Genomic DNA, 19254 nt, shown 5'->3' on the forward strand with positions numbered 1-19254 from the left:
GACACTTCTAAACAATTAGGGTGTCATTTTTGTATTTAGCCGGATGGAGGAACTTATGCCCTTATGCCTTCGCGATACTCATCATTTTTAATAAAGCTGCTGATTACGACCTCACTGATTAGCGCAGTACCTCTGCTATGTCTTGGTGTATACGCTTTCTTTCAATCGACTTCTACGGTTCAAGCGAAAGTGAACGAAGCGAATGTGTTTATTTTACAGCAATCGCAAAGCCGCCTTGAGCAGATCCTGAAGGTAATTGATCAGGTTTCCGGACGGTTCGCAGAGACACCTTTTGTCATCAATTGGGTGGGGAAACGCATGGAGATTGAAGATTTTCAAGATATCGAGCTGCTGGTCAAAGGGCTTCTTGGCGTTCAAACTTACGAATTAGGTGTGAAAGCAGCGGAACTGCACAGTTTGCAGAACAACTGGTATATCAAAGATGGCGGCTTTTACTTTGGCACGGACGCCGCGCAAGCATCGAACGCACTTACTTACGTCTATACCTCTCGGTGGCTGCCTGATCAGGATGCCTCTTTTGCAGGAATCAAACTTGTGAAAACGATTCCACCACTGGCGGCTGAACCCAAAGGCTATTTATTCGTACGCATGTCGAACACGGAGCTCTCCAAGCTGCTAACCGGAGGTTTTTCAACAAGGGAAACGATGGTTTTGGACGACAAAATGACGATTATTATTCACAGCGATCCTGCGAGGATTGGTCAAAGTGTTCTTGCCGAGCCGTGGGCCAAGGAGCTGCAGCAATCAGGCCATACACAGGGATATGTCAATAGTACTTTGTCAGGGAAGCCATATAGCGTGATTTATAATCAGTCCCGCTATAATAACTGGACCTATGTGTCAGTGATCCCGCTGGAGGAGGCGCGGAAGGAATCTGCGGCTATCGGATGGGCGACGCTAACGGCATGTATTGTGTTGCTGCTTTTTGCCGCTCTGCTGTCCTATTGGGCTTCCAAGCGGATGTACTTTCCGGTCCGCAGCCTCATGGAATTCACGATGCGCCACAGCAAACCGCAAAACGGTAGTTCTGCTGTAAAAGACGAGCTGCAATGGATCGGCACACAAGTGGCTTCGCTCCATCAGTCCAAGGAACAGCTAGAAGGCCAGATGAAGATTCAGGCTGGTCAACTCGTGGATTACTTCATGCTGAAGCTGTTTCAAGGGGAGCTGTACCGCGGCGAGATGGAGGAGAAGGCGGAACGGTTCCAGCTGCCTGTCTGGAGTCACTATGCCGTCCTAGTCTTGCAGATCGATACGCTGGATCAAACGCGTTATCGCTCCAGTGAGCAGGATCTGCTGCTCTTTGCGATTAATAATATCGCTGCAGAGCTGATTGCGATACCGCAGCGTATTCATGCGATGCCTATTGGCAATTATCAGGTGATTCTGGTCGGCAGTGATACAGACAATCATATGGAGCTGCTCAGCGAATGGAGCGCTCTGGCCATGTCGGTGCAAAGCGCCGTAGATGAATATTTGGGACTAAAGGTAAGTATCGGCATCAGTAGGCCCTATAACCAACTGTTTGCGACCTCAGGGGCATTTCTAGAAGCTAAAGAAGCCCTGCAATACCGGATTCGTCTTGGTGAAAAAGCGATCCTGCATCTGGGCGACTTGAAGCCAAAACAAGCTTCACGGCACTATTATCCGCATCATTTGGTGTCGGAGCTCATACAAGCCATTGCCTTGCTCGATAAAAACAAAGCGGAGGAACTGCTGCATCAGTTTATCCTGGATGTCCTGCGCGTAGAGACGGATTCGAACGTTTACCGAATGTCTTTTGCCATGCTGCTGACGGATCTCATCCGTGTATTGTATGACATGGGGGATACGGGGGAGCTTCTATTCCCAGACCAACGGAATGCGTATGAGTATATGTTTCGGTGGAAGACACCGCAGGAAATCGAAGTTTGGTTTAAAGATCACATGATTCAACCGATGATGGAACTGACGCTTAAGCGACACGAGTCGTCCGGCAAAAGCATCTCCCGTTCGGTGATGGATCTCATCCATGCCCATTATGACAGCGAATTGACGCTGGAGCAGTGCGCGCTGCGGTTGAACTACAGCACTCATTATATCCGCCGGATGTTCCGGAAGGAAGCGGGGATGAGCTTTAGTGAATATTTGGCGGGATATCGCCACGATATGGCCAAAAGCTGGCTGAGCAGCACAGAGATGAAGATCACAGACATAGCAGAGCGTTTGCAGTATACGAACGCGCAGAATTTCATCCGCCAATTCCGCAAACTAGAAGGAATGACGCCCGGTCAGTATCGGGAGCAGCGCAGAGATGCTATTGGCTGACGATGTTCCTTGCAAATAGCGCCGATTTTTCCTGATATTTCTAGAGATTCATGCGCTTTTTGACCAACCAACTGGAATTTCTACCGCTAAACTCACCAAATCCAGCAGTTTTTATCACCTGCCGACGTTTTAACTGGAGTTCCTCCTGTTATTTCGTTCACTGCCACTGAGCAGTCCGAATTAACGGTAGTTTTCTAGATATATACAGCTGCGGCACGTAAATCGATTGTTCCCTTATTTCCAGATAATCTGAAGAGGCTGTTCCAAAAGTCGTTAAATGACTTGGGATAGTCTCTTTTTTTGCGTACAAATGATTATCCGCAGGGCCGCTAATGATTATAAATGCGGACTGTAGCCGCCGCTTAGCCGGTCATCCGCAGGTGGAGCGCTGTTGATTATTGCATGCAATTTACGGCTTCGATACGCTAACGTTGTCAAAACAAACGAGGGGGACGAGTCAAACGTGGAACTGACTTCTAGACCGGTAAAAGCGGATGCGGCTGCGAGGAGCAAAGCCCGCACGAGGATCAACCGTTTGTTGAAAAACAAATGGCTGTATGCGATGGCGCTTCCTGGCATGCTCTACTTTATTATTTTTCGTTATTTCCCCATGTGGGGGCTGTTAATTTCATTTCAGGACTACCAGCCAGCTTTAGGGATGCTGCACAGCAAATGGGTGGGTTTCAAACATTTTGAGAGGTTCTTTTTTGACGCATCCTTCGCGTTGCTTTTCAAGAATACGATCATTCTTGCTGTCTATAATCTGGTCTTCTTCTTCCCGCTGCCCATTATTCTGGCCTTGCTACTAAATGAAGTGCGCAGGGAAGTTTTCAAACGCAGCATTCAAACCATCGTCTACATACCTCACTTCGTATCTTGGGTGGTTGTGGTTGGGATCTCGTACATCTTCTTCACGACAGAAGGAGGCATCGTCAACGACCTGTTCGTCTCGCTGGGCCTGCCCAAAATGGAGTTTCTCATCTCAAGCGAGTGGTTTCGAACGATGATCGTTTCCCAAGTGGTCTGGAAGGAAACAGGCTGGGGAACGATTATTTTCCTCGCAGCGCTGGCTGGGGTGGACCCACAGCTGTATGAAGCGGCAAGAATCGATGGTGCGAACCGTTTTCGCCAATTGTGGCATATTACGCTTCCTGCCATCCGCAGCGTCATTGTCATTTTGTTCATCCTTCGGCTGGGGTCGTTCCTCGATACCGGCTTTGAACAGATCTTCTTAATGCTGAACGCTATGAACCGCGAGGTAGGCGAAGTTTTTGATACGTACGTTTACAATGTCGGGATTCAGCAAGGTCAGTTCAGCTACAGTACAGCAGTTGGATTGTTTAAGTCGATCATTGGGCTGGTGCTGGTGGTTGGGGCCAATCGGTTGGCCAAAAAATTCGGCGAAAACGGCCTGTATTAGAAGGGAGTGACGTTCAATGATCAATAAAAGCATAGGCAGCCGCATCTTTGACGGCTTCAATTATACGTTCCTGGCGTTGTTTGCTCTAGTCACGCTGCTGCCGTTTATCTACATTATTTCGGTTTCATTTGCAGAGCCGGAAGAGGTGCTCAAACGGGGATTCATTTTGTTCCCTACGTCCTTCTCGCTAGAAGGGTACCGCTACATTTTCTCGACACAAACGATCGTAAACAGCCTATTTGTGACGATTGGCATTACGGTGGTTGGTACATTTATTAATCTCTTGTTCACCTCCCTGCTGGCCTATCCGCTTTCGAGGCAGGATTTCGAAGGAAGAAAGCTGTTTATGATGCTGATCGTATTCACGATGCTGTTCCATGGCGGGATTCTGCCAACGTTCCTTGTCGTTAAGGCGCTTGGGATGCTCAACAGCTACTGGTCTTTGCTGATTCCTAACGCGATTAGTGCATTTAATCTCATCGTCGTCGTGAGCTTTTTCCGGCAGCTGCCCGAAGGCCTGGAGGAGGCGGCCAAAATCGACGGATGCAGCGACGTGGGCCTGCTTTTCCGAATTGTTTTACCTTTATCAGCGCCAGTACTGGCTACGTTTGCTTTATTTTACGCGGTAGGCCATTGGAACACCTTTTTCAACGCGATCATGTACATTAACGATTCAAAAATGTGGCCGATTCAAGTCTGGCTTAGGCAAATCGTCATTTTATCCCAAGGTGGGATCGGTGATTCAACCCAGTTTGATCAGAATTATATTGCACCACCGTCACAAATCATTAAGATGGCCGTCATTGTCATTTCAACGGTGCCGATTTTGCTCGTTTATCCGTTCTTGCAGAAGCATTTTGCCAAAGGGGTCATGATCGGTTCTGTAAAAGGTTGAACAGGCTCCCGAAAACTATTGTGATTGGGAAGCATTCATATAAAATAAGACTATGGGGAGGCATTGCCACAATGAGAAAACACGCGGGAATGAGAAAAAGCGGTTTGGCTGCAATGGGAATGATGGTTGGCGCTGCTGCGCTGCTGGCCGGTTGCGGAAATGAAGCGAGTCCAGCTGCAGGAGGGAATGCGGGTACAAGCAGTGCGCCTGCAAGCAAGGAGCCTTTGAAACTAAGCGTCATGACACTTATGTATGCCGAGCCGCCCAAAGCGGACAGCGAAGTACAAAAGCAAATTGAAGCCTATACCAACACGAAATTGGACATCTCCTGGGTCCCCAACTCTTCTTACAAAGAAAAGGTCAATGTCACGATTGCTTCCGGTGAGCTCCCCAAGGCGCTGCTTGTTCAAAACAACAAGGATTCGAATATTTTGAGCGCGGTGCGTGCTGGCGTGTTTTGGGAAGTGGGGCCTTACCTCAAGGACTATCCGAATCTGTCTAAAATGAACCCAGCGGTGTTTGACAATATCAAAGTGGATGGCAAAATTTACGGGTTATATCGTGCCCGCGATTTGTCGACTTACGGGGTTATTTTCCGCAGCGACTGGTTGAAAAACGTAGGCTTAAGCGAACCGAAAACGCTTGATGATTTATATAATGTTTTTAAAGCGTTTACACTGGGCGATCCGGATAAGAATGGCAAAGCGGATACCGTGGGGCTAACGGAGGAGAAAACGATGGACGGCTTTGGCGTCGTGGCTTCCATTATGGGTGCGCCGAATTCCTGGGAAGTGAAGGATGGCAAACTAAGTCCTGATTTTCTAGCGCCAGAGTATTTCGAAGCGATGAAATTTTATAAAAAGCTGTACGACGAGAAGCTTATCAAACAGGACTTCCCTGTCCTGAACAATCAACAGAAGAAAGACGATATCAACCAAGGTAAGGCTGGCGCGGTTATCTCAAATATGATTGATGGAGCTGGTTATCAGGCATCGCTTTCCAAAACGTTCCCAGGCTCGGATGTGGACGTCGTCTCCCGGATCAAAGGGCCTAAAGGCGAGAGATTGCCGGGCGGGGTAGGCTATAACAGTGTGTTTATGTTCCCGAAATCAAGTGTGAAAACAGAGGCTGAATTAAAGCAGATTCTAGGCTTCTATGACAAAATTTCCGATCAGAAGATGCTGGATTTGCTGGGCTGGGGCGTTGAAGGCAAGCATTACAAGATGGAGGACAACAAGCCGGTATTTATTGATCAAAAGCTGCAGGACACCGAAGTAGGCTCCAGTTATCTACAGCTTCAAATAGCCAAGTATACGGCGAAAACAACCGGGAAAGAAACGCCGCTCATGGAGAAATACGGCAAAATGATCAAAGAGAACGAGGCTATCGCCGTCAATAACCCGACGAACCCACTCGTATCCGAGACACAAACGACCAAAGGCAGCGAGCTGAAGCCGATTATTGATGATGCCCGGACGAAATACATCCTGGGTAAAATTGATGAGGCAGGCTGGAAGCAAGCCATTGAGCAGTGGAGAAAAGCTGGCGGCGATAAAGTGATTGAGGAGTTCAGTGCGCAATACGCGAAGAGTGGCAAGTAAGGCAGGAAAATAGCAGGGGCGGCTACGAAGGTAGAAGATTCTACTTTCACGGCCGCCCCTTATGCGTATGTGTATGGCAGTTTAATTCCATCCTTTAGCAACAATGGGTTTCTTCTTGGTTTTTTTGAATAATCTATAAAATAAGCCGAGTTCCTTTTTCCGTTTGAGAGTGAGTTTAATACCTTCAATCAGCAGCATTGATCTAAGCTCGTCGCGACGATTCAAAGTATGCAGTCTTTTGATAAATAGCTTGTCCATGCGAACATCCCTCCCATTCATCTATCTCCATTATAAACGGGTTCCGCGGATTTGATTGTCGCATTGTAGAGATGGATTTCACTTGTTTTGTCGAAAATGGAGCGGGTAGGCTCGATTTCCTTCAAGTCCCTATAGGCAGATGAATAACTGTGCAGTATTATCTAACGTAGGGTGATTTCATATGTTCATTTCTCCTATGCTTTTGCAAGACGCCAAAGATAATAGGCCTTATAACAGTAAACATCATGTGGTAGAAGTTAAGTTAGACGGTTTCAGATGCATTCTTTCTAATATGGACAAACTATATGTATACACAAAAGACAATCAATTAGTAACTCACAAATTTCCTGAGTTGTTTCAATGTCCGATCCCCGAGGGAACGATACTTGATGGTGAATTGGTTATTTTGGATGATCAAGGTAAACCGGACTTTGAAGCGATGTCTGCTAGATGGTTAACTCCGACAGATTTATCTCCTGTAGTATTTTTCGCATTTGACATTTTAAAATACAAGGGAATTGATGTCACTGGTTTGCCTTTGCTTAAGCGTAAAGAGCTGTTAGACCAAGCTTTCATCGAGACTGATCGGTATAAGAAAGTGAAGGTTTACGAAGGCAAAGCGGTGGATTATTTCGAAAAAATCCGGCAGAATGGGCTTGAAGGCATCATTTTAAAGTCTAAAAAAGAGAATTTCAAATATGAATGCAACAAACGCTCCAGGCAGTGGCAAAAAGTGATTAACTGGACTTATGCAGATGTATATATTTCTGGTTACAGGAAAAATAACTTTGCTTTATTGGCTTCAATTGATTCAGCGGATGGATTGAAGATTCCTGTTGGCGTGATTGAGACGGGGGTAACCGCTTTGCATCAGAAAGCACTGGATGGTGTGAAGAACCGATTAGTCTACAAAGAAGACAATCATTTTGCTTATATGGAACCGCGGCTGATGGCCAAAATTAAAACGAAAAGCTGGACGAAAAACGGAAGGCTTCGTTCTCCGGTTTTTATGGAATTTGTGATATGAATAAACAAAAAAGACTGGATCACCAAGGAGGATGTGGTGGTGCAGTCTTTTTCTCTGTACATTAGGTTGCTTACATGCCTACATGCGTCTAAAATTACCGTTGCTGCCCCCGCTTAGCTGTTGCTCAGCGATTTGAATCAATCTTCTCGTAATGTGCCCGCCGATTGCGCCGGTATCGCGAGTAGCCATGTTGCCATAATACCCGTCCTGAGGAATCTGAATACCTAGTTCCTGAGCGACCTCATATTTCATTTGCTCAAGAGCTGATTTTGCTTGTTGCACAAGGATGTTATTGCTTCTACTGCTAGCCATCTGGATTCACTCCTTTATTTGGTGTATGAGTATTTTGTGGAACTTTTGGATTATTATTCATACAATTGGAAAATTTTTTGATAGGTTGTGGATGCGCTTTCATTTGGACGTTGGAAAATTTTGAGTCATGTTTTCAAGAAAACCCCGTGTTACAATCGGAAAGATCGATTATGGATCAAAAACTTAGAAGGCCGAAGCTTCTTAGGAAGCACGGGGGACCCATTCTTTGGGGTGAAGCCGCTATCTAAGCGGCCGGGTGATTACTCTTTGACCCGAATCCGACAGCTAACCTCGCAGGCCGCAAAAAGGAGAGATTTCTTATGTTGAAACGTTACAAAAAGTTAGTCGTTACCGGAGCTATTGGACTGAGTGTCCTTATGAGCTCTAGCGCGGCCATGGCCGCATCCGCCACGCACACCGTGTCTGGCAATGATACCATGTGGTTGATCTCCCAGAAGTATGGCGTGAGTCTAACTTCGCTTATCCAAGCGAACCCTCAGGTTGCCAATCCGAATGTGATCTGGTCCGGGATGAAGTTGAACATTCCTGGCAGCACGGGTACAAGCGGCGGTTCTCAGACACCAGCCCCTTCTACACCAGCCCCTTCTACACCAGCTGCACCTGCGCCAGCGCAATCGGCGTATGCCAGCCAAGTTGTTACGTTAGTTAATCAGGAACGGGTAAAAGCTGGCCTAAAAGCGCTAACCAGCGATAGTGCGCTTACAGCTATGGCGTTGGACAAAGCGAAAGATATGTACAACAACGGCTATTTTGATCATACGTCGCCGACCTATGGGTCACCTTTTGATATGATGAGCACTTATGGCATTCGTTATTCCTATGCAGGTGAGAACATTGCCAAAGGACAACCTACTCCTGATGCTGTCATGAAAGCATGGATGAACAGCACGGGGCACCGTCAAAATATTTTGAGCCCTAACTTCACCAAGATAGGCGTTGCCTACTATAACGGAGAATGGGTGCAAGAATTCATCAGCAACTAAGTCAGAACTACCCTTGTGATTTCCTAGTCTGGAATTCGCAAGGGTTTTATTTATATTTCCACTTTGCAACTCCCCACATCAAAAGCGGCAGAATGATCGCATGGATAGGTAAGAAAATAGGAATGGCGATTTTTTGCGGGAAAAGCACAGAACTATCGATAAAGTCCCGTGGAACCGTAGTAAGCAGCAAGGTAACTGGTGCTACGAACCACATCATTCGTCGCCATTTTTTGAGACCAAAGCTTTGAGCTGTACCATATGTACAGACGAAAAAGTAGAGAGCCACTTTGGTGAACACACTAATAATCCAAATAGCGATAACAAAGGAATCGAGATTTTGAAAAAAGTCGTAATAGGAAATATAACGAATCAAATTAAAGTAAGGATAGGTTTGGCCTGAAGAGGAGATGTGTCCAAACACGGAAACAATTAAGAATGTCGAAATGCTTGTTAACAAACCTGCAGCAGCCACCCCAAGAATAGCCGGTTTCACCCCTGTCTGGGGTTTTGAAAGAAAACCCATGATAACAAGCAGAAGAATGCAGTCCCCAAGAAAAGTGGAAGTTGGCAGGGATCCCTTCAAGATTGTCATCGCGCCTGTATCCACATAGATGGGAAGGATATGGTTAATATGGACATTTTTTAGGCTGAGCAGAAGTGGAATAGCAATCCCGAATAAGGTTAAAGGTCCTAGGATTTCGCAGCATCTGGCAATGACCTCTATACCTGAAATGGTTACATAGATGGCAACGAGGAGCATGCCAAGAATTGGGACAAGGATCGGGGTTCTAGGCAGAATAGTCGCGACGATAAACTCTGAGTATTGTCTTAGGATGATCGCGAGCACGCTGTACCAGAAGATTAAATACACCACAATGACCATATAGCCGATGTATCGACCAAATAACCTCTTGGCAAATTCCATAAGTGTTTGTCCTGGAAGTGCTAAGCTCAACCGAGTGCAAACAAATGCGATCCCTACACCTATCCCGGTTGCGCATAGGGTTGAAAGCCAAGCATCTTGCTTCGCAGTTTGGATAGACGGATTAATCGTCAGTAATATCGTCATACCCAGCTGCATGGTCAATATCATCCAGAATAGTTGTTTCCCGCCGATCTGCATATCCACAAATGCTCCTTTAACGATCTAAGAGTTTACCGAGAGGGTAGAAAATGTAATTCACCAGCTGCGTCGGACCTGGCATGCCAGGATTCATGACTAATGTAATCGCCAGAATCCAGCATAGAGCCAAGATAGAAAGATAAGCCGCTTTCTCTTTCTTTGGCGTGTTTTTCATGCGAAACCACTGAAATAACGTGATGAGCAAACACGCGGCCATGCACATGGGAATGTCTTTGGATGTCATTTTGTATACTCCTCTTCCTTTTCTTTTTCCTCTTCAGGCCTAGAAGATTTGATGCTGGATAGACCTGGACGCAGCATTCTGGCGTCAGATTGTACGGTGACCTCGACGTCTGGGAAGATTTCGTTCCAACGCTTTTGGTTTTGCCGCCACTGCTTAGGGTAGGCTCGGTGGAATTCCCCAGCGAAATCCAAAATATCTGCTTTGAAATCGTGCTGCACCTTTCGCAAGGCTAGCGCGACACGCTCTTCAATGTCATCATTCATTGCGGCTTCTACGCGCTTAACAGCTTGGTGATCGGAGGTTAAGTCCAGTGAAGTGGTATTTTGCAACGCATCGTCTTCCGTATGAATCCAGACGTTCATGCGCCACTTGCCGTTTTCGATGATAGGCTGCAGTTTCGTCTCGCTTTTCAATAGTCGAAGAGAGACATGACCAGTGGCACCTTCCGGTGTAACGGTGACAACGGCTGCTTTAATCTCATCTCTGAGCCAAAGCAGGCCGCGAGTAGTTGGATCATCAATAGTGCCGACCATTTTATCGTCTCTGAATACAGCTGTATAATTGGTAAAACTCCCTGTGTTGTCATGATTTCTAGAAGTATTTGCATCTAAGGGCTCAATAAATGGCAAAGCAGCAGCACCGGATTGATTCGCCAGCATTTGTGCCAAATCAGCCAACGTTACACTGAGGATGATTCTGCTCTTGCCAATCTCCCTCATGATTTCTGAGGAGTTTCGCTCCAGTCTTGTATTCATCTCAAGGATTTGGCGCGCTTTCCCTTTGCAAACATACATAAAGGCGCGCTCTCTCGGCTGAGGCGCTCTCATTAAGTAATCCACATCGTCTCGAACACCTCTTCGTGCCGCAGACTCACCGAAAATAATGATTTCTGTATGTCCCCAGAAAATTTTGCGTGGCAGTTTCTCTTGAATCTTAGAAACCGCATCTGCGATATCTACGCCTACCGCGGATTTGACGAGAGAATTTTGAATGCTGCCCCCTTTGTTACTGCTTTCCAGCCCTCCACCCCCGCCGCCGGGACCTCTGGGGATAAAAATCTGTACGGTTAATTCGATTGAATTATCGTCATTTTGGTCAATTGCAGCTCCAGTGACGAGTGCCAAGTCGTTCACTTCCGTCCGATCCCAGCAGCCTGTCAGCAACACAGTGAAGAGACTTGCTGTTAACACCAGATTCAGCATCGCTTTCATCCATGCTGCCCCTTTCTGAAAGATGCCGCAATAAGAAGCATGCAAGGAACACCAAGCTGCGTAATCAATGCCAGAAAAGGGATGTTTGTTCCTAAAGCATGCATGAGCTCCTGGAAGTTAGGAGAAACCCAATAGCTGAGCAGCAGCATCAGAAAGCCAACCGGAATGATAAGGGGCCGGTGATCAGATAGCCCCACACACTGCGCGATACCAAGTACAGTGGCATAGTAGACCAACGACACTTTAATGAACATCCCAATGATCCAAATGGTCATTAGCAGTGATTCCACATGTTCCAGAAAGTCAGCGATGGAAATATAACGTACCGCAATGAGAAAAGCGTAATTGAATTGAACCGTAAGTGATCCGAACATTAATAGAATGGTCAAATTAATCGTCAACAAGGTGATCATCACGATGCCGACACTGAGGAAGCTCCACCGCAAAACAAGCTGTTTTTTGTTCAAAAGCGGAAAAAGAAACGACAGCATAAAAAACTGCGAAAACCAAGAGGAGGGCACAAGTGACCCCACTAGTACGGGTAGCGGGCCATCTCCCAGAATAGGAAACATCTCCTTCGGATGCAGAGTAGGTATCATCAAGATAAGCATAATGAAAATGATGATCACAGCGGAAGGGATAAGGATTTGAGAGACTCTGGCGAGCACCTCGATTCCTTCATATAAGACATAGGCACATACAGCTATCATACAAAAAATGACGAGTCCCATCGGTGTTTCATGTAAGAAGTTGCCGATGACAAATTCCCCGTATTCGCGCAGAACGAGCCCATTCGTAAAAAGAAACGACACGAGATAAAAGCCGGACAGCGCTTTTCCTGCGTACACGCCTAGTATCGATTCCGTATATTGGATGAACGTTAAATCCGGATATTTGATATACAGGCGATACATGATAACCACCGACATTAGTCCTACCACTGCCGAAAGCAGAGGAGTCATCCACATATCAATGCCAGCGGTTCTCATGGTTATGGATGGAACGGATAAAGTGGCGGTAGCGAGGACGGTTGGATGCATAATGATAGCTATTTGCTGCGGGGAGATTCGTCCCTTCTCAATCATGAATGTCATCCCCTTTTTGTGAATCTGGTTTTTGTCCAGAGGGCTGCCGAATTGCATTCATCCTTCCAGTAAATTTAGGTCGGGTCCGCATCGACCAGATAGGAGCACGAATGATCACATCTTTTAATTCTTTTGCTCTAAGAGGCGCAAGCGGCTGGAGGTAAGGTACGCCAAGCGAGCGCAAGGAGCAAAGGTGGATCACGATGACAATAAATCCAAGCATGAGACCGAGCAGTCCCAAAATTCCCGATAAGATCATGATCGGAAATCTGAGCATTCGCAAAGCAATGCCTGTGGCATATTGCGGCATCATGAAGGAGGCAATCCCAGTGATAGCTACTACCATGACCATCGGGGCCGACACCAAACCAGCAGAGGTAGCGGCTTGTCCGATGACGAGCGCTCCCACGATACTGACAGCAGCACCAACCTGCTTGGGGAGTCGAACGCCGGCTTCGCGGAGCGCCTCGAAGGAGACCTCCATGAGAAGGGCTTCAACTAGTGCGGGAAACGGAATATCTTCTCTGGATTTCGCGATGCTGAGCAGTAGGGATGTAGGAACCATCTCTTGATGAAATGTCAGAATAGCCACATACAAAGATGGGAGCAGCAGTGTTATGAAAAAAAATAAGTAACGCAGCCACCGGATTAAGGTACCGATAATAAATCTTTGATAATAGTCCTCTGGTGATTGTAAAAGAGAGAACAGCGTAGCAGGCGCTATCAAAGAAAATGGCGTTCCGTCTACCAAGATCGCTGTACGTCCTTCCAAAAGTGCGGCACAAACAACATCCGGACGTTCCGTTACTTGAATTTGTGGAAAAGGAGACAGCGGATGATCTTCAATCAAGCCCTCGATATATCCGCTTTCCAGGATACCGTCGATTTCAATTTCGGAGATTCGCTGTTCAACTTCCTGAATGAGCCCGTCATTGGCAATGCCCTCCATGTAAATCACGACGACTTCCGTGCGTGTGTGTTTTCCTATTTTGTACGAAACCATTTTCAGCGATGGACTTTTAATTTTCCTCCGCAGCATAGCTGTGTTAACAGACATTGTTTCCGTAAATCCCTCGCGTGGACCGCGAATAACGGATTCTGCCGATGGCTCTTCGATACCTCTCTTTTCCCAATGGGCGAGACCGAGCGAGTAGGCCACGGGCACTCCATCGATGAAAAGTCCGACATTGCCTACAGACAGATGAGCAATGACGTCTGAGAATGTCAAAGTCTCCTTAACGTCTGAGATGGAAATGATGGATGATAATTCTTTTTCCGTGTAATTCCATTCTTCTATTGTCTCGCTAAGTAAAGGGCTGAGGACGTTCCGATCCAATAATTCAAGATTAACCATCCCTTCGAAATAAATGACGAGGGCTCTAGTTGTGCCGCCAATAAGGAAATCATGGAAATTAACATCTTTGCATTTTGTATATATAACTCGAAGAGTTCGAAGGTTATCATCGAGTGAGGAGGAAACAGCTTCCAATGAATTCGACAAACTTGCATCCATGAGAACGCTCCTTAGATGTGATAATTATCTGTTTGTCCAATTAAGCTGGTTGCTAAACCAATTGATCAAGGATCGATTTAACAAAAAAATTAGCGAATTTTGGATAAAATACAGCTGTGAAGTAAAAATATGTAAGGAGTCCGAAAAATTAATCGAAACTTGTGAAACGTGATGGGCACTCATCCGTATCAAAGTAATGAGCGTACTACAAAACAAGTTGTGAAGGAGGTGGCCTGATTGACTATCAGTTTGGTCAAAGGTCAAAAGATCGATTTAACAAAAGGAAATGCTGGTCTTACTAAAGTAGTTGTTGGTCTCGGTTGGGATCCTGCTATGGTTGAGAAAAAAGGCTTTTTCGGTTCGAAAAAAACAGCGGTTGAGATCGATTGCGACGCTTCCGTCATTTTATTGGATGCGAATGGTAAACTGACAAAAGAGAAAAATGTTGTGTACTTCGCGAATTTGCAAAGTCCAGATGGCTCAGTTGTTCACTCCGGAGATAACCGTACAGGTGAAGGCGATGGCGATGATGAGCAAATTTCGGTTAACTTGAGTCAAGTGCCTGCAGACGTTAGTAAAATCATTTTCGTCGTAAATATCTACGATTGTGTAAATAGAAAACAGGATTTCGGTCTGATTCAATCGGCTTATATTCGAATTCTGAATGATTCCAATAAACAAGAATTGGTTAAATTTAGTTTAACTGATAGCTATGCCGGTAGAACTTCTCTAATCGTAGGTGAAATTTATCGCCACAGTGGTGAATGGAAATTCAATGCGATTGGTGAAGGCAGTACAGATACGACAGTTGGTCAATTAGTTAAGCGTTACACCTAATCCACTATAAAAAGCGAGGTCATTATCCATGGCAATTTCATTATCTAAAGGTCAAAAAGTTGATTTGACAAAAACAAACCCAGGTTTAACGAAAGTGGTTGTCGGCTTAGGATGGGACACGAACAAATACGATGGCGGTAAAGACTTCGATCTAGACGCTTCCATCTTCTGCCTGAACGGAGCTGGCAAAGTAACTTCTGAAGCCGACTTCATTTTCTATAACAACCGCAAAAATTCCAATGGCTCCGTTGTTCATAACGGTGACAACCGTACAGGTGCTGGAGATGGCGACGATGAGCAAGTTAGCGTAGATCTGGCTACGGTTCCAGCTGAAACAGAAAAAATCGCATTCTGCATCACGATCCATGAAGCGGATACAAGAAGCCAAAACTTTGGACAAGTGTCCAATGCTTATGTGCGTATCCTTAACGAAGGATCTGGCGCAGAATTGATCCGTTACGATCTTGGTGAAGACTTCTCCATCGAGACTGGCGTAGTAATCGGTGAGTTGTACCGTCACAGTGGCGAGTGGAAATTCAGCGCAATCGGAAGCGGCTACAAAGATGGTCTTGGTGGACTAGCTCGCGATTACGGCTTACAAACTTCCTAATAAGTCAAAAATATTCTAAGGAGCTGTTGGATATGGCAATCAGCTTGTCCAAAGGTCAAAGAATTGACTTAACCAAAACAAACCCAGGTTTAACGAAGGCTATTATCGGTTTAGGCTGGGATACCAATAAGTATTCTGGCGGTCATTCTTTCGATTTAGATGCTTCGGCATTTCTGCTTCATGCAGACAATAAAGCCAAAGGCATTGAGGATTTCATCTTTTATAACAATTTGGTTGGCGCGAATGGTTCGGTTCAGCATACAGGAGACAACCGAACTGGTGACGGCGATGGCGACGACGAGCAAATCAAGGTTGATTTCTCGAAAATCCCAGCGCATATTCACCGCATCGGTATTGCCGTAACCATCCATGATGGAGCCAACCGCAATCAGAATTTCGGACAAGTCTCCAATGCGTTCGCTCGTCTTTTTGATGAAGTGACGGGTCAAGAAATTTTGCGCTATGATTTAGGTGAAGATTTTTCAGTTGAAACTGCAGTTGTCATTTGTGAGCTATACCGAGACAGCCAAGGTCAGGAATGGAAATTCCAAGCAGTTGGAAGTGGCTTCCAAGGTGGTCTTCAAGCATTATGTAAAAATTATGGACTTGATGCGGAGTAAAGCTTAAACTAGGTGGGGTGGTGCAGCTTAGGCATCACCCCTTTGTTAGCCAATGGGCATACTTCATCCAGGCACTAGGCAAGATATGTTGGACTATGAACTGGGAAATCACTTCTCCATCGAGACAGCTATAGTTGCGGGAGAATTATATAGATACGGCGCAGTCTGAGCATTAGCGCGGTTGGATCTGGCTTCTCGGATGGGGTATGAGATGGGTTGCAGGCAGTAAATAACTAGCGAAAATTACAGGAGGGTCAAGGCGCATGACGGATTTTTTTCAAAGTTTTATCAATAACTTCCTAAGCTTTTTTAGCTGGGACGTGTTGTCGGAAACACTGACAGATCCTGTGAACTGGGGGATTATCGGTACACTCGTAATCTTAGAGGGCTTGCTTTCCGCGGATAACGCGTTAGTACTCGCGGTCATGGTTAGGCATTTACCGAAGGAACAACAGAAAAAGGCTTTATTTTACGGACTTATCGGTGCTTACATCTTTAGATTTGTAGCTATTGGTGTGGGTACGTTCTTAGTTCAAATTACTTGGATTAAAGTGCTTGGTGGTGCATATCTCCTCTGGATCGCGATCAGTAATCTCTTCTTCAAGAAACATGAAGAAGGCGAGAATGGTGAAGTGAAGAACAAAGGTCTTTCCTTCTGGCGCACGGTATTAGCGGTAGAAGTGATGGATATTGCATTTAGTGTGGATAGCGTGCTTGCTGCATTTGGTGTCAGTGAAAAGGTTTGGGTATTGTTCCTTGGAGGTATCTTGGGCGTACTCATGATGAGAGGCGTGGCACAAGTCTTCTTGAAATTAATTGACAAAATTCCGGAGTTGGAAAAAACAGCATTCATTCTTATTATCGTTATCGGTCTTAAGATGATTGCCGGGGCGTTTGGCTTCCATATCTCCCATGTTCTCTTCTTCTCCGTGATTATTGCCCTGTTTGGCGGTACTATCATTCTCAGCCTTCTGCGCAATAAGAACAAATCGCAAACTCATAACTAAAAAGAGAGCATAATTGAAACTGTGCATCATATCTTTGAATAAGATGATATTAAGTCATTCAAAGAAGGTGCACAGCATGATAATAGGCGGGTTTATACTCTTTGGAATCATTCTCGTGGTCATTGTCGTTGCAGCCTCTGAAAAAGCAGAATCTGTCTCCAAATTTATCGATAAATAGACACCTATGAAACCTGTAAAGGTTTCTTTTTTTTGATTCGATTTGGTAGAATATAAAGATAGAGTCAAAAAGATGGCAGTTAAGAAAAAAGGAGCTGTAACATGCTGCAATTAAGCGATAGTCAGCTTGCAACAATGTGGACTCAAGGGGACTCCAAAGCGTTTAGCCGACTTCTTGAGCTGTATAAGGACAAAATATACCGATTAGCCTATCGGATGCTTCGCAACAAATCGGATTCGGAGGATGTCGTGCAAGAGACATTTCTACGGGCGTATCAGCACTCCCATCGCTTTGACGCAAGCAAAAATTTCTCTACTTGGATATTTAGCATTGGAAAAAATGTGACCATTGATTTTTTGCGTAAAAAGAAGTCGGAGCTGTCCATGGATACGAATCCCAATCCGTTTCAAGATGTGCTGCCTTTCTATGATAAGCTGACCAGCCTTGAGAAAACGCCTGAACTTCAATTAATTGAGCAAGAAACAGCAGAGCAAGTAGAGCTAATGATTCGCGAACTACCCGATAAATATAAAACGCTAATTGTATACAAATACTTTTTGGATATGTCATTAGAAGACATTAGCAAAGAAGTGAACTTACCTGTTACGACGATTAAAACAAGGCTATTTCGTGGCCGCAATTACATTAAGCGCAAATGGGGTTCTCTATTCTTCATACTGCAAAGCCTGACATCGGTTATTATTTTTTAAACATATCATTCTAGCAGACAGAGGAGCATCCTAATGAGCACTTCCAAAATTGAAGCACCAAAGATGCCGAAAGTGTTGCCTTCGATATTACTACCTGAAGAGAAGCTGAACTCGGAAGACAGTTTTCATACTGGAATTATAAGCGATTGTACAATCGATAATCAGAAAGCGTCGAAAGTTGCTTTTGATAAAATTATTTTTCGAAATGTGACCTTTACGCGAATCGCTATGAAAGACATTGAATTGACGGATGTTATTTTCGAAAAATGTGATTTATCAAATGTAGATTTTGGAGAAGCTACGATTCACAGAACTGAATTTCGTAATTGCAAAATTATCGGAATGGATCTGACTGGAGCAACGATTCGAAATGTACTTTTCGATGCTTGCTTAGGTGATTATATTAATTTCCGGATGGCCAATCTGAGACAAGTTGCTTTCCAAGAGTGCTCGCTCTTAAGCTCAGATTTCTATGAGACAACGCTGCAGAAGATGTATTTCGAAGCATGTAAGCTGGATCGCGCTCAATTCACGGGAGCGAAGTTAACAGGAATCGATCTCAGCTCTTGTGATTTCACCAGTCTAGGCGTAGGTGTAGAAGAATTGCGCGGCTGCATCATTTCAAGGGGACAAGCTTCCGTATTTGCAAGTCTTTTTGGGCTTATACTAAAGGAATAATGGGTTTACTGAAATGAGGGGCAACTGTGAAATTTGGTTTTGATATTGATGATACACTCATTAACTTAAGAGAACATGCTTTTCAGATCTATAATCGCAAGTTGAACAAAAATATTAGCTTGGACGTGTTTAATGCTTTAACCACCATGGGAATTCATGAAGCTTTCGGATTGACGAGAGAAGAGGGAGGGAAGCTCTGGACGAGCCTCCGCGATGATATTTATTACTCAGACTGCGCTCCATTCCCGCATGCACGTGAAATCTTACATGAGTTAGTTAAGCAGGGTCATGAGGTGTACTATATTACGGCAAGAGCGAAAGAACATACGGAACGGACGCGAGATTGGCTTGTTCAAAATGGGTTTCCAGTTGTGGAAGGCCATTTCTATTGCGGCATGAGTGATACCGAGAAAGTACATATAATTGAGGCATTGAAATTAGATTATTATTTCGACGATAAGCCGAATGTTCTCGAGACTTTATCTCAATTGCCAGTGAAAGCCTATGTCAAAGACCGATGCTACAATCAGCATCTCGATTTGCCGCGGATAACTTCTTGGGATCAGTTGTGGGAAGAACTGAAATTATAGGAA

Annotated in this window: 21 protein-coding genes and 1 riboswitch; of the genes, 14 read left to right on the top strand and 7 right to left on the bottom strand. The window is 45.1% G+C overall.

Translation table 11 applies throughout. The features are described from left to right. Nucleotides 1–63 precede the first annotated feature (63 nt). The 4 genes from GQF01_RS20630 to GQF01_RS20645 all read left to right on the top strand — a co-directional run bounded on the left by GQF01_RS20630 (nucleotide 64) and on the right by GQF01_RS20645 (nucleotide 6244). On the top strand, nucleotides 64–2328 hold the full coding sequence (locus GQF01_RS20630; protein ID WP_161408598.1) for a helix-turn-helix domain-containing protein: 2265 nt from the start codon (nucleotides 64–66) through the stop codon (nucleotides 2326–2328). Nucleotides 2329–2854: 526 nt separating this feature from the next. Continuing rightward, on the top strand, nucleotides 2855–3748 hold the full coding sequence (locus tag GQF01_RS20635; RefSeq protein ID WP_328803534.1) for an ABC transporter permease: 894 nt from the start codon (nucleotides 2855–2857) through the stop codon (nucleotides 3746–3748). Between the two features lie 16 nt (nucleotides 3749–3764). Further along, the gene (locus GQF01_RS20640; RefSeq protein WP_161408599.1) at nucleotides 3765–4643 is read left to right on the top strand and encodes a carbohydrate ABC transporter permease; all 879 of its coding nucleotides are present in this window, start codon (nucleotides 3765–3767) and stop codon (nucleotides 4641–4643) included. Nucleotides 4644–4714: 71 nt separating this feature from the next. After that, nucleotides 4715–6244, top strand: a complete 1530-nt coding sequence (locus GQF01_RS20645) for an extracellular solute-binding protein (protein WP_161408600.1) — start codon at nucleotides 4715–4717, stop codon at nucleotides 6242–6244. Nucleotides 6245–6325: 81 nt separating this feature from the next. Here GQF01_RS20645 and GQF01_RS20650 read toward each other — a convergent pair whose 3' ends face one another. Further along, nucleotides 6326–6502 (bottom strand): hypothetical protein, encoded by a 177-nt coding sequence (locus tag GQF01_RS20650; protein WP_161408601.1) that lies wholly within the window; start codon nucleotides 6500–6502, stop codon nucleotides 6326–6328. Between the two features lie 196 nt (nucleotides 6503–6698). On the opposite strand from GQF01_RS20650, the gene GQF01_RS20655 reads away from it, so the two are divergent. After that, on the top strand, nucleotides 6699–7529 hold the full coding sequence (locus tag GQF01_RS20655; protein ID WP_161409864.1) for an ATP-dependent DNA ligase: 831 nt from the start codon (nucleotides 6699–6701) through the stop codon (nucleotides 7527–7529). A 78-nt stretch (nucleotides 7530–7607) separates the two neighbouring features. Here GQF01_RS20655 and GQF01_RS20660 read toward each other — a convergent pair whose 3' ends face one another. Then, a complete protein-coding gene (locus GQF01_RS20660; RefSeq protein ID WP_161408602.1) occupies nucleotides 7608–7841 on the bottom strand; it encodes an alpha/beta-type small acid-soluble spore protein in 234 nt (77 codons plus the stop codon). 179 nt (nucleotides 7842–8020) lie between these two features. Next, nucleotides 8021–8156, top strand: a riboswitch (cyclic di-AMP (ydaO/yuaA leader). 8 nt (nucleotides 8157–8164) lie between these two features. Here GQF01_RS20660 and GQF01_RS20665 point away from each other — a divergent pair. After that, the gene (locus GQF01_RS20665) at nucleotides 8165–8845 is read left to right on the top strand and encodes a CAP domain-containing protein (RefSeq protein ID WP_407945421.1); all 681 of its coding nucleotides are present in this window, start codon (nucleotides 8165–8167) and stop codon (nucleotides 8843–8845) included. 46 nt (nucleotides 8846–8891) lie between these two features. On the opposite strand, the gene GQF01_RS20670 is transcribed toward GQF01_RS20665, so the two are convergent. From GQF01_RS20670 to GQF01_RS20690, 5 genes are read right to left on the bottom strand one after another with little or no spacing between them, the layout of a single operon-like run. Continuing rightward, nucleotides 8892–9968 carry a GerAB/ArcD/ProY family transporter gene (locus GQF01_RS20670; RefSeq protein WP_161408604.1) on the bottom strand — a complete coding sequence of 359 codons (1077 nt, stop codon included), beginning with the start codon at nucleotides 9966–9968 and terminating at the stop codon, nucleotides 8892–8894. A gap of 16 nt (nucleotides 9969–9984) precedes the next feature. After that, nucleotides 9985–10212, bottom strand: coding sequence for a hypothetical protein (locus GQF01_RS20675; RefSeq protein WP_161408605.1), 228 nt, complete (start codon nucleotides 10210–10212; stop codon nucleotides 9985–9987). Then, the gene (locus tag GQF01_RS20680) at nucleotides 10209–11423 is read right to left on the bottom strand and encodes a Ger(x)C family spore germination protein (protein ID WP_161408606.1); all 1215 of its coding nucleotides are present in this window, start codon (nucleotides 11421–11423) and stop codon (nucleotides 10209–10211) included. Before GQF01_RS20680 ends, GQF01_RS20675 begins: the two co-directional genes overlap by 4 nt. After that, nucleotides 11420–12508 (bottom strand): GerAB/ArcD/ProY family transporter, encoded by a 1089-nt coding sequence (locus GQF01_RS20685; RefSeq protein ID WP_161408607.1) that lies wholly within the window; start codon nucleotides 12506–12508, stop codon nucleotides 11420–11422. The genes GQF01_RS20680 and GQF01_RS20685 overlap by 4 nt, the downstream gene beginning before the upstream one ends. Next, entirely contained in the window at nucleotides 12501–14021 is a 1521-nt protein-coding gene (locus GQF01_RS20690) for a spore germination protein (protein WP_161408608.1), read from the bottom strand. The genes GQF01_RS20685 and GQF01_RS20690 overlap by 8 nt, the downstream gene beginning before the upstream one ends. A gap of 237 nt (nucleotides 14022–14258) precedes the next feature. Here GQF01_RS20690 and GQF01_RS20695 point away from each other — a divergent pair, with 237 nt between their 5' ends. The 8 genes from GQF01_RS20695 (at nucleotide 14259) to GQF01_RS20725 (ending at nucleotide 19251) form a co-directional block, all read left to right on the top strand. Continuing rightward, entirely contained in the window at nucleotides 14259–14858 is a 600-nt protein-coding gene (locus GQF01_RS20695; RefSeq protein WP_161408609.1) for a TerD family protein, read from the top strand. Nucleotides 14859–14886: 28 nt separating this feature from the next. Beyond that, nucleotides 14887–15468 carry a TerD family protein gene (locus tag GQF01_RS20700; RefSeq protein WP_161408610.1) on the top strand — a complete coding sequence of 194 codons (582 nt, stop codon included), beginning with the start codon at nucleotides 14887–14889 and terminating at the stop codon, nucleotides 15466–15468. 32 nt (nucleotides 15469–15500) lie between these two features. Then, nucleotides 15501–16088, top strand: coding sequence for a TerD family protein (locus GQF01_RS20705; RefSeq protein WP_145666616.1), 588 nt, complete (start codon nucleotides 15501–15503; stop codon nucleotides 16086–16088). A gap of 52 nt (nucleotides 16089–16140) precedes the next feature. Further along, a complete protein-coding gene (locus GQF01_RS37120; RefSeq protein ID WP_407945416.1) occupies nucleotides 16141–16257 on the top strand; it encodes a TerD family protein in 117 nt (38 codons plus the stop codon). Between the two features lie 94 nt (nucleotides 16258–16351). Next, entirely contained in the window at nucleotides 16352–17095 is a 744-nt protein-coding gene (locus GQF01_RS20710) for a TerC family protein (RefSeq protein WP_161408611.1), read from the top strand. Between the two features lie 279 nt (nucleotides 17096–17374). Next, nucleotides 17375–17983, top strand: coding sequence for a sigma-70 family RNA polymerase sigma factor (locus GQF01_RS20715; protein ID WP_161408612.1), 609 nt, complete (start codon nucleotides 17375–17377; stop codon nucleotides 17981–17983). Nucleotides 17984–18016: 33 nt separating this feature from the next. Beyond that, on the top strand, nucleotides 18017–18661 hold the full coding sequence (locus GQF01_RS20720) for a pentapeptide repeat-containing protein (protein WP_161408613.1): 645 nt from the start codon (nucleotides 18017–18019) through the stop codon (nucleotides 18659–18661). Nucleotides 18662–18687: 26 nt separating this feature from the next. Then, on the top strand, nucleotides 18688–19251 hold the full coding sequence (locus tag GQF01_RS20725) for a 5' nucleotidase, NT5C type (RefSeq protein ID WP_161408615.1): 564 nt from the start codon (nucleotides 18688–18690) through the stop codon (nucleotides 19249–19251). Nucleotides 19252–19254: the final 3 nt, after the last annotated feature.

It is taken from the genome of Paenibacillus silvestris (assembly GCF_009882985.1).
GTDB lineage: Bacteria > Bacillota > Bacilli > Paenibacillales > NBRC-103111 > Paenibacillus_E > Paenibacillus_E silvestris.

What these genes read in the sequence shown, in the direction of transcription:
- GQF01_RS20710 (WP_161408611.1), top strand. Translation starts at nt 16,352, where the DNA reads ATGACGGATTTTTTTCAAAGTTTTATCAATAACTTCCTAAGCTTTTTT.
- GQF01_RS20645 (WP_161408600.1), top strand. Translation starts at nt 4,715, where the DNA reads ATGAGAAAACACGCGGGAATGAGAAAAAGCGGTTTGGCTGCAATGGGA.
- GQF01_RS20685 (WP_161408607.1), bottom strand. Translation starts at nt 12,508, where the DNA reads ATGATTGAGAAGGGACGAATCTCCCCGCAGCAAATAGCTATCATTATG.
- GQF01_RS20690 (WP_161408608.1), bottom strand. Translation starts at nt 14,021, where the DNA reads ATGGATGCAAGTTTGTCGAATTCATTGGAAGCTGTTTCCTCCTCACTC.
- GQF01_RS20670 (WP_161408604.1), bottom strand. Translation starts at nt 9,968, where the DNA reads ATGCAGATCGGCGGGAAACAACTATTCTGGATGATATTGACCATGCAG.
- GQF01_RS20705 (WP_145666616.1), top strand. Translation starts at nt 15,501, where the DNA reads ATGGCAATCAGCTTGTCCAAAGGTCAAAGAATTGACTTAACCAAAACA.
- GQF01_RS20660 (WP_161408602.1), bottom strand. Translation starts at nt 7,841, where the DNA reads ATGGCTAGCAGTAGAAGCAATAACATCCTTGTGCAACAAGCAAAATCA.
- GQF01_RS20675 (WP_161408605.1), bottom strand. Translation starts at nt 10,212, where the DNA reads ATGACATCCAAAGACATTCCCATGTGCATGGCCGCGTGTTTGCTCATC.
- GQF01_RS20700 (WP_161408610.1), top strand. Translation starts at nt 14,887, where the DNA reads ATGGCAATTTCATTATCTAAAGGTCAAAAAGTTGATTTGACAAAAACA.
- GQF01_RS20630 (WP_161408598.1), top strand. Translation starts at nt 64, where the DNA reads ATGCCTTCGCGATACTCATCATTTTTAATAAAGCTGCTGATTACGACC.
- GQF01_RS20720 (WP_161408613.1), top strand. Translation starts at nt 18,017, where the DNA reads ATGAGCACTTCCAAAATTGAAGCACCAAAGATGCCGAAAGTGTTGCCT.
- GQF01_RS20640 (WP_161408599.1), top strand. Translation starts at nt 3,765, where the DNA reads ATGATCAATAAAAGCATAGGCAGCCGCATCTTTGACGGCTTCAATTAT.
- GQF01_RS20715 (WP_161408612.1), top strand. Translation starts at nt 17,375, where the DNA reads ATGCTGCAATTAAGCGATAGTCAGCTTGCAACAATGTGGACTCAAGGG.
- GQF01_RS20680 (WP_161408606.1), bottom strand. Translation starts at nt 11,423, where the DNA reads ATGAAAGCGATGCTGAATCTGGTGTTAACAGCAAGTCTCTTCACTGTG.
- GQF01_RS37120 (WP_407945416.1), top strand. Translation starts at nt 16,141, where the DNA reads ATGGGCATACTTCATCCAGGCACTAGGCAAGATATGTTGGACTATGAA.
- GQF01_RS20655 (WP_161409864.1), top strand. Translation starts at nt 6,699, where the DNA reads ATGCTTTTGCAAGACGCCAAAGATAATAGGCCTTATAACAGTAAACAT.
- GQF01_RS20650 (WP_161408601.1), bottom strand. Translation starts at nt 6,502, where the DNA reads ATGGACAAGCTATTTATCAAAAGACTGCATACTTTGAATCGTCGCGAC.